This window comes from Arthrobacter senegalensis, from assembly GCF_059091765.1.
Genome location: NZ_JBNHGZ010000003.1, coordinates 21466 through 36487, shown reverse-complemented (window position 1 = coordinate 36487; position 15022 = coordinate 21466). Strand labels below are relative to the sequence as shown.

The 15022-nt window shown below is 68.1% G+C and carries 12 protein-coding genes, 1 tRNA gene and 1 pseudogene; 4 read left to right on the top strand and 10 right to left on the bottom strand.

Annotated features, from left to right (window positions below):
• Window positions 1-210 precede the first annotated feature (210 nt).
• Window positions 211-897 (bottom strand): annotated as a pseudogene (locus tag AC5RVG_RS10310) (lysophospholipid acyltransferase family protein); the annotation flags it as partial.
• Window positions 898-1057: 160 nt separating this feature from the next.
• Between AC5RVG_RS10310 and AC5RVG_RS10305 the strand changes: the two are divergent.
• The gene (locus AC5RVG_RS10305) at window positions 1058-1846 is read left to right on the top strand and encodes an alpha/beta hydrolase (RefSeq protein ID WP_493999452.1); all 789 of its coding nucleotides are present in this window, start codon (window positions 1058-1060) and stop codon (window positions 1844-1846) included.
• Entirely contained in the window at window positions 1833-2303 is a 471-nt protein-coding gene (locus AC5RVG_RS10300; protein WP_493999451.1) for a hypothetical protein, read from the top strand. Before AC5RVG_RS10305 ends, AC5RVG_RS10300 begins: the two co-directional genes overlap by 14 nt.
• Window positions 2304-2317: 14 nt before the next feature.
• On the opposite strand, the gene AC5RVG_RS10295 is transcribed toward AC5RVG_RS10300, so the two are convergent.
• Window positions 2318-3277, bottom strand: coding sequence for an ROK family glucokinase (locus AC5RVG_RS10295; protein WP_494013798.1), 960 nt, complete (start codon window positions 3275-3277; stop codon window positions 2318-2320).
• 175 nt (window positions 3278-3452) lie between these two features.
• Here AC5RVG_RS10295 and AC5RVG_RS10290 point away from each other — a divergent pair, with 175 nt between their 5' ends.
• The gene (locus tag AC5RVG_RS10290; RefSeq protein WP_493999449.1) at window positions 3453-5261 is read left to right on the top strand and encodes an AMP-dependent synthetase/ligase; all 1809 of its coding nucleotides are present in this window, start codon (window positions 3453-3455) and stop codon (window positions 5259-5261) included.
• 74 nt (window positions 5262-5335) lie between these two features.
• Here AC5RVG_RS10290 and AC5RVG_RS10285 read toward each other — a convergent pair whose 3' ends face one another.
• Window positions 5336-8767: a pyruvate carboxylase gene (locus AC5RVG_RS10285; RefSeq protein WP_494013797.1), complete on the bottom strand. Its 3432-nt coding sequence runs from the start codon at window positions 8765-8767 to the stop codon at window positions 5336-5338.
• Between the two features lie 305 nt (window positions 8768-9072).
• Between AC5RVG_RS10285 and AC5RVG_RS10280 the strand changes: the two genes are divergently transcribed.
• Complete coding sequence (locus tag AC5RVG_RS10280) at window positions 9073-9912, top strand: ParA family protein (protein ID WP_494013796.1); 840 nt, start codon at window positions 9073-9075, stop codon at window positions 9910-9912.
• A 140-nt stretch (window positions 9913-10052) separates the two neighbouring features.
• Here the strand turns inward: AC5RVG_RS10280 and AC5RVG_RS10275 are convergent, their stop codons facing one another.
• From AC5RVG_RS10275 to der, 7 genes are all read right to left on the bottom strand, one after another.
• A complete protein-coding gene (locus tag AC5RVG_RS10275; protein ID WP_493999446.1) occupies window positions 10053-10649 on the bottom strand; it encodes a MerR family transcriptional regulator in 597 nt (198 codons plus the stop codon).
• 229 nt (window positions 10650-10878) lie between these two features.
• On the bottom strand, window positions 10879-11382 hold the full coding sequence (locus AC5RVG_RS10270) for a bifunctional nuclease family protein (protein ID WP_493999445.1): 504 nt from the start codon (window positions 11380-11382) through the stop codon (window positions 10879-10881).
• 11 nt (window positions 11383-11393) lie between these two features.
• Complete coding sequence (gene ftsR, locus AC5RVG_RS10265) at window positions 11394-12143, bottom strand: transcriptional regulator FtsR (protein WP_493977983.1); 750 nt, start codon at window positions 12141-12143, stop codon at window positions 11394-11396.
• A 3-nt stretch (window positions 12144-12146) separates the two neighbouring features.
• A complete protein-coding gene (locus AC5RVG_RS10260; protein WP_493999444.1) occupies window positions 12147-12626 on the bottom strand; it encodes an FHA domain-containing protein in 480 nt (159 codons plus the stop codon).
• 75 nt (window positions 12627-12701) lie between these two features.
• Complete coding sequence (gene gcvH, locus AC5RVG_RS10255) at window positions 12702-13088, bottom strand: glycine cleavage system protein GcvH (protein ID WP_493999443.1); 387 nt, start codon at window positions 13086-13088, stop codon at window positions 12702-12704.
• A 141-nt stretch (window positions 13089-13229) separates the two neighbouring features.
• A tRNA-Pro gene (locus tag AC5RVG_RS10250) sits at window positions 13230-13303 on the bottom strand.
• 102 nt (window positions 13304-13405) lie between these two features.
• Window positions 13406-14959 carry a ribosome biogenesis GTPase Der gene (gene der, locus AC5RVG_RS10245; protein ID WP_493999442.1) on the bottom strand — a complete coding sequence of 518 codons (1554 nt, stop codon included), beginning with the start codon at window positions 14957-14959 and terminating at the stop codon, window positions 13406-13408.
• Between the last annotated feature and the right edge of the window lie 63 nt (window positions 14960-15022).

The window sequence follows — 15022 nt, the reverse complement described above, 5'->3', positions numbered from 1 at the left end:
GGCGTGGCCGGCAGCCTGCCCGTCCGCCTCGGGCTGTTCCTGCCCCAACCCCGCGGCGGCAGGCTCAGGCCCTGCGGCGGCCGGCTCCCGTCCCGCGGCGGGGTCCGCTCCGCCGATGACCGTGATGGCGCCGGGCGCTTTGGCCTTCGGAGGTTCCGGTTGCTCCGGCGGCAGGCCGACGGCGGCGTGGCGCTGGTTTTCGGTCTTGGCCGGTTTGCGGGCGGTCAGCTTGGCCTTGACCGTGCTGGCGTACGAGTCGACGTATTCCTGGCCGGAGAGCCGCATGATCTCGTACATGATCTCGTCGGTGACCGAACGCTGGATGAACCGGTCGTCTTCCAGCCCCTTGTAGCGGGAGAAGTCCAACGGCTTGCCGATGATGATGCCCACCCGGCGGATGTTGGGGATGCGCCGGCCGATGGGCTGAACCTTGTCCGTGCCGATCATCGCCACCGGGATCACCGGCACGCCGGTGTGCAGCACCAACTTGGCCACGCCGGTCTTGCCGCGGTATAGCTTTCCGTCCGGTGACCGGGTGCCCTCCGGGTAGATGCCCAGCAGGCCGCCATCCTGCAGCGCGTCCCGTCCCGCCAGCAAGGACGTGGCCGAGGCCGCTCCGCCGGATCGGTCCATTGGAAGCTGGTTGGTCATCCTGAAGAAAGCCGCGGTGAGCTTGCCCTTGGCGCCCTTGCCGGTGAAGTACTCGCTCTTGGCCAGGAACACCACGGGCCGGGGCACCGCGAGGGGCAGGAAAATCGAATCGGAGAAGGAAAGGTGGTTGCTGGCCAGCACCGCGGGGCCGCTGTCGGGAATATTGTCCAGCCCCTTGACCCATGGCCGGAAGAGTAGCCGGACCACCGGTCCTACGACGATGGTCTTCATGAACCAGTAGAACACGTGTGCCTTTCCGTTCCGCCGCCGCCGGCCGCTTTACCAATACCGCTTGAGACTCTACTCCAGCTTTGGCTTTGCGTGGCTGCGCGGGATGGGGGTGCCGGAGAAAGGAACCGGTCGGCTATTGATGGCCGAACGGCTCCCGTAATGACACGATAGTGCCATGACTTCTGTTGCCGACGGCGTCTTTTCCAGCCCCGGGCACGGCCCGAATTCCCGCGTCGGCGTCGTCCTGCTGCATGGTTTCACCGGTTCCCCGCGCAGTATGCGGGGGTGGGCGGAAAGCCTGGCCGATGCCGGCTTCGGAGTACGGTTGCCGCTGCTGCCCGGTCACGGCACCACGTGGCAGGACTTGGCCACATCCCGTTGGCAAAGCTGGTACGGGGCGGCCGAGCAGGCCTTTTCGGAGCTCGCCCGCGAGCGCAGCCACGTCTTCGTGGCCGGTCTGTCCATGGGCGGAGCGCTGGCGTTGCGGCTGGCCGCGCACCGTCCGGTCTCCGGCGTGCTGCTGGTCAACCCGGGTCTAACCATCGCGGACCGGCGCGCTCCGCTGTCGGGCCTGTTGAAGTATGTCCTGCGGTCGGTGCCGGCCATTGGCAACGACATCAACAAGCCGGGCATGGATGAGGGTGCCTATGAACGCACCCCGGTGGCCGCCGCGCACCAGCTGGGCCAGCTCTTCAAGACTGTCGTGGCCGACCTGCCACGCGTCACTGCTCCCACGCTCGTCTTCCGCTCCGCGGTGGACCACATAGTCCCGGAATCTTCCATGGATGTGCTCCGGCGGCGGATTGGCACGGACCGGCTGGAGGTGGTGCCGCTGGCGGACAGCTATCACGTGGCCACCATGGACCACGACGCCGAGCTGATCTACCGCCGGTCCGCCGAATTCATTCACGCCACTGCGGCCGCGTCTCCGGGGCAGACGGGAGCCACCCATGCCCGGGCATGACCAGGACCGGGACGACGCCGCCTGGCAGGATCTGGTCGCCCGGCTGGAAGAGACAGACTCCGGCAACGCGGACGGCATGCCCCCGGAGCGGCCCGCGGCCGGCAACGGCGGCGATGCACAGCGCCTGCGCGAGATCTTCGAGAACCGCCTGCCGGAGGTCCCGGCGGATGAAGCGCCGCCCGGGCCGCGCGATTACACGGTCGCCGAACCGGACGACGACGAGGGCTACGTCCCGCCGGAACCTGCCCCGCTGGGCGCCGGCGAGCCGCTGCTGGTGCTGGCGTGGATCGGTGCCGTGGGGGCCCCGCTGGGCCTGCTGCTGACCGCCATGTTCTGGCCGGGCGCCCCCTTCACCGCGGTGCTGGCGCTGGTGGCCCTCTTCGTGGCCTCTGCGGCCTACCTGCTCTTCCGCCTGCCCACGGAACGCGACGGGCACGACGACGGGGCGCGCGTCTAGCGCCGGCCGTGGAATCAGACGGAGGCCCCGCGGGCGAGGTCCGCGGCGCCGATCATCCCCGCCTTCGGTCCCAGGCCGGCCGCCCGAACCTCAGCCACCGGCCGGAACCCGCGACCGGTCAGGTTCCGCTGCAGCGCATGGCGGGCCGGCTCCAACAGCAGGTCCCCGGCTTCGCACAGGCCGCCGCCGATCACGAACAGCCCGGGATCCAGCGCCGCGGCAAGATTGGCCAGCCCCAGCCCCAGCCACTCGCCGGCCTCTTCCAGCAGCCGGACGCTGGCGGGGTCGGCGCGTTTCGCCTGATCCGTGACCACCGCGCCGGTGATGTCTGCCACCGTTCCGCCCACGGCCTCCAGCCAACGCTGCGCCACGGGCGAGTTCGCCGCGGCCAACTCCCGGGCCTCCCTGCCCAGGGCGTTGCCCGAGGCGTATTGCTCCCAGCAGCCGCGGTTTCCACACGCGCAGCGGTGCCCGCCGGGCATAATGACCTGGTGCCCGAATTCCCCGGCAACACCCCACCGGCCCCGCTCCAGCCGGCCATCCATCACCATCGCCCCGCCGATGCCGGTGCCCAAGGTGATGCAGACCAGGCGCCGCTCCCCCGTCCCGGCGCCAAAGCGGAACTCCCCCCACGCGGCGGCGTCGGCGTCGTTGACCACTTTGACGGGCCGGGCCAGCAGCCGCTCCAGGTTGTCCCGCAGCGGTTCATTCCGCCACGCCAGGTGCGGGCTGAACAGAACCGTTCCCCCGGCAAGGTCCATCCACCCCGCCGCTCCGACGCCCACTGCGGCAACGTCGTGCTCGGAAGCCAACTCCCGCACCATCGCCGAGATGAGGTGTTCCACGTGCCGCGGATCGTGTCCCGGCGTGGGACGGACCAGCTCCGCCACTACGCGCCCGGCCCGGTCGACGGCCCCGGCGGCCACCTTGGTGCCGCCGATGTCTATGCCCACCGCCAGGGCGCTGTTCTCCACCCCACCATCTTAGGCAGCCGCTCGCGGCGGGCCTGCCGGGCCAGGGAGGGCCCGACCGTTACCGTTTCGTAGGTTACCTGCCGGTATCCGTTGTGATTTAGGTTATAGGCTAAAAGCACCCTCCGTCAGGGAGGCTATACAGAGCTGGCCACAGCTGAGGAAGTGAGGAGCTATCGTGCGCGAATACAGCGTGCCCGTCCTGGTTGACGTTCCGCGGGAGGCCAATATCGCCGGTCTGGTGGTTGAACAGGCGCAGAAGGCATCGAATCCGGCCCTGTTTTCCCGCAAGGACCCGTCCGGGACGTGGCAGGACATCCGTGCCACTGAGTTCCTCGCGGATGTGACCCGGCTGGCCAAGGGGCTGGTCTCCAGCGGTGTTCAGCCGGGCGACCGGGTGGGCATCATGGCCCGCACCCGCTACGAATGGTCCCTGGTGGACTTCGCCATCTGGTTCGCCGGCGCCGTGTCGGTGCCGATTTATGAGACCTCCTCCCCCAGCCAGATCGCCTGGATCCTCGGCGACTCCGGGGCTGTGGCAGTCTTCGCGGAAAGCGCCTCCCATGAGGCGAAGGTCCGCCAGGCCGCCCTCAACGAAGGCTTGGAGGACCTGAAACACGTGTGGCAACTGGGCGAGGAGTCGCTGGACGCGCTCCGCGCCGCCGGCCGGGAGGTGCCCGACGCCACGGTGGAGGAACGCCGCACGGCGGCGAATCTGGACGATCTGGCCACGATCATCTACACCTCCGGCACCACCGGCCGGCCCAAGGGCTGCGAACTCACCCACGGAAATTTCGTGGAGCTGTCCAAGAACGCCGCGGCGGCGCTGCCGGACGTCGCCCACGAGGGCGCGCAGACCATCATGTTCCTGCCACTGGCCCACGTCTTCGCCCGGTTTATCTCCGTCCTGTGCGTCGCCGCGGGTGCCACCGTGGCGCATACGCCGGACATCAAGAACCTGCTGCCGGATCTGCAAAGCTACCGCCCGACGTTCATCCTGGCTGTCCCGCGGGTGTTCGAAAAGGTCTACAACAACTCCATGCTCAAGGCGGAGGATGCCGGCAAGGGCAAGATCTTCCACGCCGCCGCGGACACGGCCGTCGCCTGGTCCCGGGCCGACGAGGCCGGCAAGGTGCCGCTGATGCTCAAGCTTAAGCACAAGCTCTTCGACAAGCTGGTGTACCACAAGATCCGCGAAGCGATGGGCGGTCGGGTCGAGCACGCGGTCTCCGGCGGCGGCCCACTGGGCGAACGGCTGGGGCATTTCTTCCACGGCATCGGCCTTCTGGTGCTGGAGGGCTACGGCCTGACCGAAACCACGGCCCCGGTGTCCGTCAACACCCCCAAACTGGTCAAGATCGGTTCGGTCGGGGCACCGCTGCCCGGAAACGCGGTCAAAATCGCCGACGACGGCGAGATCCTCGCCAAGGGCGTCTGCGTGCTGCGCGGCTACTACAACCGGCCCGACCTCACCTCCGAGGCCTTCGAAGACGGCTGGTTCCGCACCGGAGACATCGGCGAACTGGACGCTGACGGTTTCCTGCGCATCACCGGCCGGAAGAAGGAAATCATCGTCACCGCCAGCGGCAAGAACGTCGTCCCGGCCCTGCTTGAAGACCAGATCCGCGCCGATGCGCTGGTCTCCCAGTGCGTGGTGATCGGCGACAACCGGCCGTTTATCTCCGCGCTCATCACGTTGGACGAGGAGGCCCTGCCCGGCTGGCTGGACCGCCACAACCTGCCGGCCGACACCACCATGGACCAGGCAGCCGACCACGAAGTGGTGAAGGAGGCGGTCCAGTCGCTCATCGACCGCGCCAACCAGACCGTCTCCCAGGCGGAAGGGATCAAGTCCTTCCGGATCATCCCGTCCGACTTCACGGAAGCATCGGGGCACCTGACCCCGTCGCTGAAGATCAAGCGGGCGCAGGTGCTGGCCGATTTCGACGACTACGTGGAGCAGATTTACGCCGGCGTGCGTCAGTAGCCTCGACGAGACAGGCAGGGCCGCGGCTTCCACGCCGCGGCCCTGCCTGTCTCCTCCCGAAGGTTGCCTCGGGCCTACGCCGGGTCGATGACCAGGAGCAGGTCCCCGCCCTGGACCTGTTCGACGGCGGAGACCGCCAGCCGCGTGACGGTGCCTCCGGCGGGAGCGGTGATGCCGGCTTCCATCTTCATGGCCTCGATGGTGGCCACCGTGTCGCCCGCCTTAATGGTGTCGCCGACCTTGGCGAGGACGGTGACGGCGCCGGCGAACGGAGCCGCCACGTGCCCCGGCTGCGCGGGATCGGCCTTCTCGGCGACCTTGACTTCGGATTCCACGCTGGCGTCGCGCACCATCACATTGCGCTGCTGGCCGTTGAGCGTGCAGTGCACGGTGCGCATGCCCTTCTCATCCGGCTCGGAGATGGCCCCGAGCATGGCGATCAGGCGGACGCCCTTCTCAAGCTCGATCACGTGTTCGGTTCCCGGCTGCAGCCCGTACAGGTAGTCCAGCGTGTCCAGCACGGACACGTCGCCGTACATGTCCCGGATCTTCTCAAACTCCTTGGCCGGGCCGGCAAACAGCAGCCGGTTCAGGGCCGCGCGCCGGGTCGCCGAATCCGCGGCCAGCGCCGCCGAGTCCTCGGCCGTCAGCTCCTCGTCGCGCCGCTTGATGGTGCGGCCAGCCAGGGCCTTGGTGCGGAACGGCTCGGGCCAGCCGCCGGGAGGATCGCCCAGCTCGCCGGAGAGGAAGCCAATGACGGAATCGGGGATATCGTACTTCCCCGGATCGGACGCGAACTCCTCCGGATCGACGTTTGCGCCGACCAGCTGAAGGGCCAGGTCGCCCACCACCTTGGACGACGGGGTCACCTTCACCAAGCGGCCCAGGATCTTGTCCGCGGCGGAGTACATGTCCTCGATCGCCTCAAACCGCTCCCCGAGTCCCAGCGCGATGGCCTGCTGCCTCAGGTTGGAGAGCTGGCCGCCCGGAATCTCGTGCGCGTACACGCGGCCGGTCGGCCCCGGCAACCCCGACTCGAACGGGGCATACACGCGGCGGACCGCCTCCCAGTAGGGCTCCAGCGAGCCGACGGCGGCCAGATCCAGGCCGGTGTCGCGCTCGGTGTGCGCCAGCGCCGCCACGAGCGCCGACATGGGCGGCTGGCTGGTGGTGCCGGCCATGGCCGCGCTGGCGACGTCCACCGCGTCTGCACCGGCATCCACGGCGGCCAGCAGCGTCGCCAGCTGGCCCCCGGCCGTGTCGTGGGTATGCACGTGCACCGGCAGATCGAAGCGCTCGCGCAGCGCCGTGACCAGCTTCGCCGCGGCCGCCGGACGCAACAGGCCGGCCATGTCCTTGATCGCCAGGATATGCGCCCCGGCCTCGACGATCCGCCCGGCCAGCTCCAGGTAGTAGTCCAGCGTGTACAGGTCCTCCGCCGGATCCAGCAGGTCTCCGGTGTAGCAGAGCGCTACTTCGGCCACGGCGGTTCCCGTCTCCCGCACCGCCCGGATTGCCGGCTCCATCTGGGAGACGTCGTTGAGCGCATCGAAGATCCTGAAGATGTCGATGCCGGTGGCGGCAGCTTCCCGGACGAACGCCGTGGTGACTTCCTCCGGGTACGGGGTATAACCGACGGTGTTCCGTCCGCGCAGCAGCATCTGCAGGCAGATGTTCGGCATCGCCTGGCGCAGCGCCGCCAGGCGCTCCCACGGGTCCTCGCCCAGGAACCGCAGCGCGACATCGTAGGTTGCGCCGCCCCACGCCTCGACCGAGAGCAGCTGCGGGGTGAGGGCCGAGACGGCGGGTGCGGCGTTGAGCAGGTCCTTGGTGCGTACCCGGGTGGCCAGCAGCGACTGGTGGGCGTCACGGAAGGTCGTGTCCGTGACCGCCACGGCTGTCTGGGCCCGCAGCTCGGCCGCAAACTTCTCCGGGCCCAGTAGCTGCAGCCGCTGCCGGGATCCGGACGCCGGAACGGCCGTCAGGGCACCGGTGGCCTCCAGCGCCTGCCTGGCGGGTTCGGGCAGCTTCTCCACCGGTGCCGTGGATACCGGCAGCTCGCCGTGCGGTTTGTTGACGGTGACGTCCGCCAGCCAGGTCAGCAGCTTGGTGCCGCGGTCGGCCGAGACCCGGGCCTTGAGCAGTTCCGGCCGCTCGTCGATGAACGAGGTGGCGACGTTTCCGGCCAGGAAGTCCGGGTCCTCCAGCACCGCCTGCAGGAACGCGATGTTGGTGGAGACGCCGCGGATGCGGAACTCGGCCAGCGCACGCCTGGCGCGGGCGGCCGCCGTCGCGAAGTCGCGGCCGCGGCAGGTGAGCTTGACCAGCATCGAGTCAAAGTGCGGGCTGATTTCGGCCCCGGTGTAGATGGTGCCGCCGTCCAGCCGGACACCGGCGCCGCCGGCCGACCGGTAGGCGGTGACCTTGCCGACGTCGGGACGGAAGCCGTTGGCCGGGTCCTCGGTGGTAATACGGGACTGCATGGCCGTGCCGTTGACGGACACGGCCTGCTGGGACAGGCCCAGGTCGGCCAGCGTCTCGCCCGCGGCGATGCGCAGCTGGGACTGTACCAGGTCGACGTCGGTGATCTCCTCGGTCACCGTATGCTCCACCTGGATGCGCGGGTTCATCTCAATGAAGACATGCTGCCCGGCCCGTTCACCGACCGTGTCCACCAGGAACTCGACCGTGCCGGCATTGGTGTATCCGAGCGCCTGTGCGAACGTGACCGCGTCCCGGTACAGTGCCTGCCGGATGCCCTCGTCCAGGTTGGGTGCGGGGGCAATTTCGATGACCTTCTGGTGCCGGCGCTGGAGCGAGCAGTCGCGTTCGAAGAGGTGCATGACGTTGCCCTGCCCGTCGGCCAGGATCTGCACCTCGATGTGGCGCGGCCGCAATACGGCCTGCTCAAGGAAAACGGTCGGATCGCCGAAGGCCGTGTCGGCTTCCCGCATGGCAGCCGCGAGGGCGTCCGGGAGATCCTTGCGGCTGTCGACCCGGCGCATGCCGCGCCCGCCACCGCCAGCAACCGCCTTGACGAAGATCGGGAAGCCGATCTCCTCGGCTTCGGCCAGCAACTTCTCCGGATCGGCACTGGGCTCGGTGGACTTCAGCACCGGGATCCCGGCCCGGCGGGCCGCCTGCAGGGCATGGACCTTATGACCCGCGAGCTCCAGCACATCGGCCTTGGGGCCGACGAAGGCGATGCCGGCACCGGCAGCGGCGCGGGCCAGCTCGGGATTCTCGGACAGGAATCCGTAACCCGGGTAGATGGCGTCCGCGCCCGACTCCTTGGCGACCCGAATGATTTCGTTGACGTCGAGGTAAGCCCGGACAGGATGCCCCTGCTCGCCGATCAGATACGCTTCGTCGGCCTTCTGCCGGTGGATCGAGTTGCGGTCTTCATACGGGAAGACAGCCACCGTTTTGGCGCCCAGTTCGTAGGCCGCACGGAAGGCCCTGATGGCGATTTCGCCACGGTTGGCTACCAAGATCTTTTCGAACATTTCACTCCTGCATCGTTGCCGGGTCCGGACTTTGGGGGCGAAGCACCGACCGTCCGGCGCCGGCGCCGGCGGACTCAGTGAGCCAAGTCTCACGGACTGCGAGCCGGGCTGGCAAGCCAGTGTTGCACAGATCACGCGCCGCGGCGGTCCTCACGGGCCGCATGTTACGGCGCAAGCTGCGAAACGCCCCGGCGGCGCGGGTGGCACGGTGTGCTGCGGCGCTCCACTTATGATGAATAGGGTGCCGTGAAGACTTATCCGGCGCAGAAGCCCCACGACTCGATACGTTAGGTTTTGGTTTTTACGTGCAAGTAGTGAGCATCAGCAGCCTCAAGGGCGGGGTCGGCAAGACCTCGGTCACGCTGGGCCTGGCCTCTGCGGCGCTGGCAGCGGGAATCCCCACCCTGGTCATCGACTTGGATCCGCATGCTGACGCGACCACGGGACTAGGCGTCAAGCCGTCCCGCCAGACCGACGTCGGCCGGCTCCTCAAGAACGCACGCAAGGCCGACCTGCGGGCCAACGTCGCCCCGAGCGGCTGGGTGGCCTCGGCGGATCCCGGCAGCGCGCCGGCTTCCGGCCGGAAGGTTCTCGACGTCGCCATCGGCTCCGCCTACTCCGGCATCTACGACCGGCCCGATTTGAGCCGCCGGGACCTGCGCAGGCTTTCGACCGTGCTCTCCCGCGTGAATGACTACTCGCTGGTGCTCATCGACTGCCCGCCGTCGCTCAACGGGCTGACGCGCATGGCGTGGACGGCGAGCACCCGGGTGCTGCTCGTGGCCGAGCCGAGCCTCTTCTCGGTGGCGGGCACCGAGCGCACCATGCGCGCCATCGATTTGTTCCGGGAAGAATTCGCCCCGGACCTGAAGACGGCCGGGGTGGTGGCCAACCGTGTCCGGCCCAGCTCCAACGAACACGGTTACCGGCTGGCCGAAATGAAAACCATGTTCGGCGACCTGCTGCTCTCCCCCACCATCGCCGAGCAGGCGAACTGGCAGCAGATCCAGGGGGCAGCGCATTCCGTCCACCAGTGGCCGGGTGAATCGGCACGGCAGGCGGCCGCGCTTTTCGACGAACTGCTCAAGAACCTGACCGATTCCGGGCGGATGCGCAGCCGCACGCTCCGCCGCCAGCCCAGCTGACAACAGGTCCCGAACCGTGCGGCGGGTCCGCCCGGGCCGCACCTTACACACGGGATCGCGATACACGGGATCGCGCCATTAATCAGCGGGAGGGGCCCCGGTTTCCCGGAGCCCCTCCCGCTGTTATGTCCTGTGTGCGGTCAGCTGATCTTGCGTGCGGCGCGCCGGCGGCTCAGCTCGTCGTCGGGAAAATCCTGTTCCTCTGCGGCATGTTCGCTGGGGAGCTCCGCGAGGCTGCCTTCGACCTCTCGCCACACCCGGCCGACGGCGATGCCGAAGACTCCCTGTCCGCCCTGGACCAAGTCGATGACTTCGTCGGCGGACGTGCACTCGTACACGCTGGCGCCGTCGCTCATGAGGGTAATCTGGGCCAGATCTTCCACGCCGCGTTCACGCAGGTGGCCGACGGCGGAGCGGATCTGCTGCAGCGAGACGCCGGTGTCGAGCAGGCGCTTGACCACCTTCAGGACCAGGATGTCGCGGAAGCTGTAGAGACGCTGCGAGCCGGAGCCGGACGCGCCGCGGACGGCAGGTTCCACCAGTCCGGTGCGTGCCCAGTAGTCCAACTGCCGGTAGGTGATGCCGGCTGCCTTGCATGCTGTGGGACCGCGGTAACCGGCGTCCTCGTCCAGCACGGGCAGGTCTTCGGTGAACAGCAAGCCCTGGGCACTTGCGGGTATGGCAGCGCCGGTCTGCAGAGCGTGCGGCATCTCGCCTGCATCACCTTTAGGACTCACGTGAACCCTCCTTGTCGAAGTTCCCTGTGGGGAATGAGCTTCGCAGTCAGCCCAGAGGTCTGGTCTAAGTCTGCCTTGAGATGGCCTGCGGTGCAATGGGAACTGTATGCTTCGACGTTAGAACGGCGGGGGCCGCCGGTCAAAGACGCTGGCCTTTTTGCTGCGGCGTGTCGGATGCCCCGGAGCCGGGCCGGGCGTTTCGGGTGCCGGAACCAGATGCCGGCGACGGCTATTTCTCGAAGTCCTCGGGCTCCACGTCGGCGAGGAATTCCCTGAACTCGCGCAACTGGCTTTCCGCGTTCTCCTGCGCCGGGCCGTCGGATTCCTCGTCGTCGGCCGCTTCGGCGATCTTGACCCCGGCCTCGTCCATTACCTCGTCCGCACAATAGATCGGGCAGGGCACGCGCAGTGCCACCGCGATGGCGTCCGAGGCGCGGGAGCTGACTGTCACCCCGCCGTCAAACACCAGCTCGGCAAAGAAGACGGTGTCCTGGACCGTCACCAGACGGACTTCGGTGATCCGCCGGCCGAGCACGTCCACGACGTCGCGGAGCAGGTCGTGGGTCATGGGGCGCGGCGGTTTGATGCCCTGCTGGGCGAACGCAATCGCGCTGGCTTCCGGCGCGCCGATCCAGATGGGTATGTGCCGTTCGCCTTCGGTTTCCTTGAGCAGCACCAGCGGCTGGTTCGACGGGAGTTCAATGCGGACTCCGACAACCTCGAGTTCGAGCATGGCTTCTCCGTTCAGCGGTCCATCTGGGCCAGGTGCCCGTGAACCAGCGCCGTATGCAGGTTCAGGCACAGATCGCTGATTTCCTTGGCCGCCTCGGCGGCGCGGGCCCGGGAGGCGACGTCGCGCCGGGACGCCAGCGGGGCCACCGCACGCTCCACCAGCCCGACCTCGCGGTCTGCGGCGGCCCGGAACGGGCGGAGGTGCCGAGGTTCGATGCCATGGCTGCCCAGCTGCCTGCAGGCGCGCACGACCTTGAGTGCGTGTTCGTCGAAACAGGCGTCGTGGGCGTGGATCAGGCCGTAGGCCAGAAGGTCGTCCACGAGTTCCGTGGACGCTCCGCTGGCCTGCAGGAGCTCGGCCCGGGTGAGCGCCCGGCCGCGTCCGTTTAGTTCTGCCGCCAGCGGCTCCGAGACCATCCGGGGGGCCAGGGTCATACCGCCGGGCAGGGCCTCCGGCCGCTCGCCGCGATCGATCGCGTCCAGATAATCCTTGATGACCTTGAGCGGCAGGTACTGGTCGCGTTGCAGGGCCAGCACGAAACGGAGGCGTTCTACGTCCTGGCCGGTGTACTTCCGGTAGCCGGCCGGCGTCCGCTGGGGGCTGATCAGCCCCTTTTCTTCCAGAAACCGGATCTTGGAGGCCGTGATCTGCGGGAAATCCTCCGTCAGCTGTTGCAGCACCTCGCCGATATTGAGGACGCTGCTGCGGTACCCCTCCCGGGACGGCCCGAGGGTGCGCCGCGCTGGCTGGGACCCGGGCACGGGTTAGCCCTGCCCCTTTGCCGCCGTGCCTGCGTAGTAGGTCAGGCGGAACTTGCCAATCTGCACCTCATTGCCTGTCCGCAGCTGCAGGCTGTCCACACGGTCGTTGTTCACGTAGGTGCCGTTGAGGCTGCCGGAGTCCACCACCATGAAGCCGTCGCCGGAGCGGCGGAATTCCGCGTGCTTCCGCGACACCGTGACGTCGTCAAGGAAGATGTCCGCTTCCGGGTGCCGGCCGGCGGTGGTGACGTCCTGGTCCAGCAGGAACCGGGCCCCGGCGTTCGGGCCGTCGTGGGCTATCAGCAGCGCCGACCCGGCCGGCAGCGCGATCACCGATGCTTCCTCTTCGCGGGAGAGCCTCGGTTTGGCGACGTGGGCCAGGGTCTGCGGCGGCAAAAAGATGGATGTGGTTTCCGCGTGCGCCTCCGGGTTCCGGCTGTCGCCGTTCCCGTTATCCGTGGCGTTGCGAGCTTCGCCCACCATCAATAGTTCCTCCCGTAAAAATGTAGCGGCCAACCGGTTCAGGACCGGTTGGCCGTCGAGTGGCTCCGGTAGCTCCTAGCCTACCTGCTGTTCATACTCCGGGGCACTGAGCAAGGTCTCCAGCGCCGCCGGATCCGACAGCTTGACCTCCAGCAGCCACCCCTCCCCGTACGGATCGGAGTTGATCAGGGCCGGGTCGGTTTCCAGGGCGTCGTTGACGGCCGCGACCTCACCGCTGACGGGAGCGTAGATGTCGCTGACGCTCTTGGTCGATTCCACCTCGCCGATGACCTCGTTGGCGGTGATGGAGGAGCCGGCTTCCGGCATCTGCACGTAGACCACATCGCCAAGGGCGTCCTGCGCAAAGTCGGTGATACCCAGGCGCACCGTGCCTTCGGCCTCGGCGGCAGCCACCCACTCATGCTCGGCTGTGTACTTCAGGTCGGCAGGAATATTGCTCATCGGTTGCCTTTCTCGCACCATGGACGGCCAGTTGCTCCGGCAAGGATCCGTTCCCCGCCATCGCTGAAAGTATAGGCATACAGGGCCTTGCACAAGCCAATGGAAAAGGGACCCGGTCCTCGCGGACCGGATCCCTTGCTGTCGGGTTGACAGGATTTGAACCTGCGACCCCTTGACCCCCAGTCAAGTGCGCTACCAAGCTGCGCCACAACCCGAAGTTCCGCCTTCATGCAACCGGCGGAACCACCTCAAATACTGTACAGCATTTTTCCCTGCGTCATGACCACCGGGCGCCACCGCGGGCGGCGGGGCCCGGGTCAGTGCTTGCGGGACCGCTTCTCGCGCACCCGCATGCTGACCTCGATCGGGGTGCCTTCGAAGCCGAATGTTTCACGCAACCGGCGCGTAATGAAGCGGCGGTAGCCGGGGTCCAGGAAACCGGTGGTGAACAGCACGAACTTCGGCGGCCGTGAGGAAGCCTGCGTGCCGAACAGAATGCGCGGCTGCTTGCCGCCGCGTACCGGGTGCGGGTGGGCCGCGACCAGTTCGCCCAGGAAGGCGTTCAGGCGGCCGGTGGGGATGCGTTTGTCCCAGGACTCGAGGGCACGGTCCAGCGCCGGGACCAGCCTGTCCTTGTGCCAGCCGGTCTTGGCCGAGATGTTCACCCGGGGCGCCCAGTCCACGTGGGCCAGGTCCTGCTCGATCTCGCGTTCGAGGTACCGGCGGCGGTCGTCGTCCAGCAGGTCCCACTTGTTGAAGGCAAGCACCAGGGCCCGGCCGGAATCGATGGCGAGCTGCAGGATGCGCACGTCCTGCTCGCTGAGCACCTCGTCCACGGCCAGCAGCACGACGGCGACCTCCGCCTTTTCGAGCGCGGCCTGCGTGCGGAGCGAAGCATAGAAGTCCGCGCCTTGCTGCATGTGCACGCGGCGGCGGATCCCGGCCGTGTCAACGAAGCGCCACGTCCGTCCGCCCAGTTCGATCATTTCGTCGACCGGATCGCGGGTGGTGCCGGCGATCGTGTCGACCACTACCCGCTCGCTCCCGGCCAGCTTGTTCAGCAGCGACGATTTGCCGACGTTCGGGCGGCCGATCAGGGCGACCCGCCGGGGGCCTCCCGTGCGCTCGAGTCCCCCGTAGGCAGAGAATTCGGGCAGCACCTCCAGGGCCGCATCGAGCATGTCGGCCGTTCCCCGGCCGTGCAGTGCCGACACGGGATAGGGCTCGCCGAAGCCGAGGCCCCACAGGGCCGCGGCTTCGGCTTCCTGGGCCAGGTCGTCCACCTTGTTGGCCACCAGGATGACCGGTTTCTTCTTGCGGCGCAGCATCTTTACCACGGCCTCATCCGTGGCCGTGGCCCCGACGTTGGCGTCGACGACCAGCAGGACGGCGTCGGCCATGTCCACCGCGATTTCGGCCTGGTCGGCGACGCGGGCGTGGATGCCGCGGGCGTCATGCTCCCAGCCGCCGGTGTCCACCAGGGTGAACGGGCGCCCGTTCCAGTGGGCCGAGTAGGAGACCCGGTCGCGGGTGACGCCGGGGGTGTCTTCGACGACTGCCTCGCGCCGGCCAATGATCCTGTTCACCAGCGTCGACTTGCCCACATTGGGCCGGCCGACGATGGCCAGCACCGGGGCCACCCGGAGCGGTTCGTCGTCGGGGACGGGTTCTCCTGCAGCCGCCAGCAGCGCGGCGTCCTCGTCGTCAAGGTCGTAATCGGCCAGGCCGGCGCGCAGCGACGCGGCGCGCAACTCGGCTTCGTCGTCATCGAGCTCAAGCATGTGCTCGGCGATCTGGTCCTCGCCCGCCGGACGGTATTCCTCGTCGGCCGGCCGATCCGCCGGGGAGGATCCGGGCTGGGTGTCACTCATCGTCTGTTCCTTCTGGGTAGGCAGCAAGCCGGTTGTCGTCGGGGGGCGTGGTTGGCCGGAAGC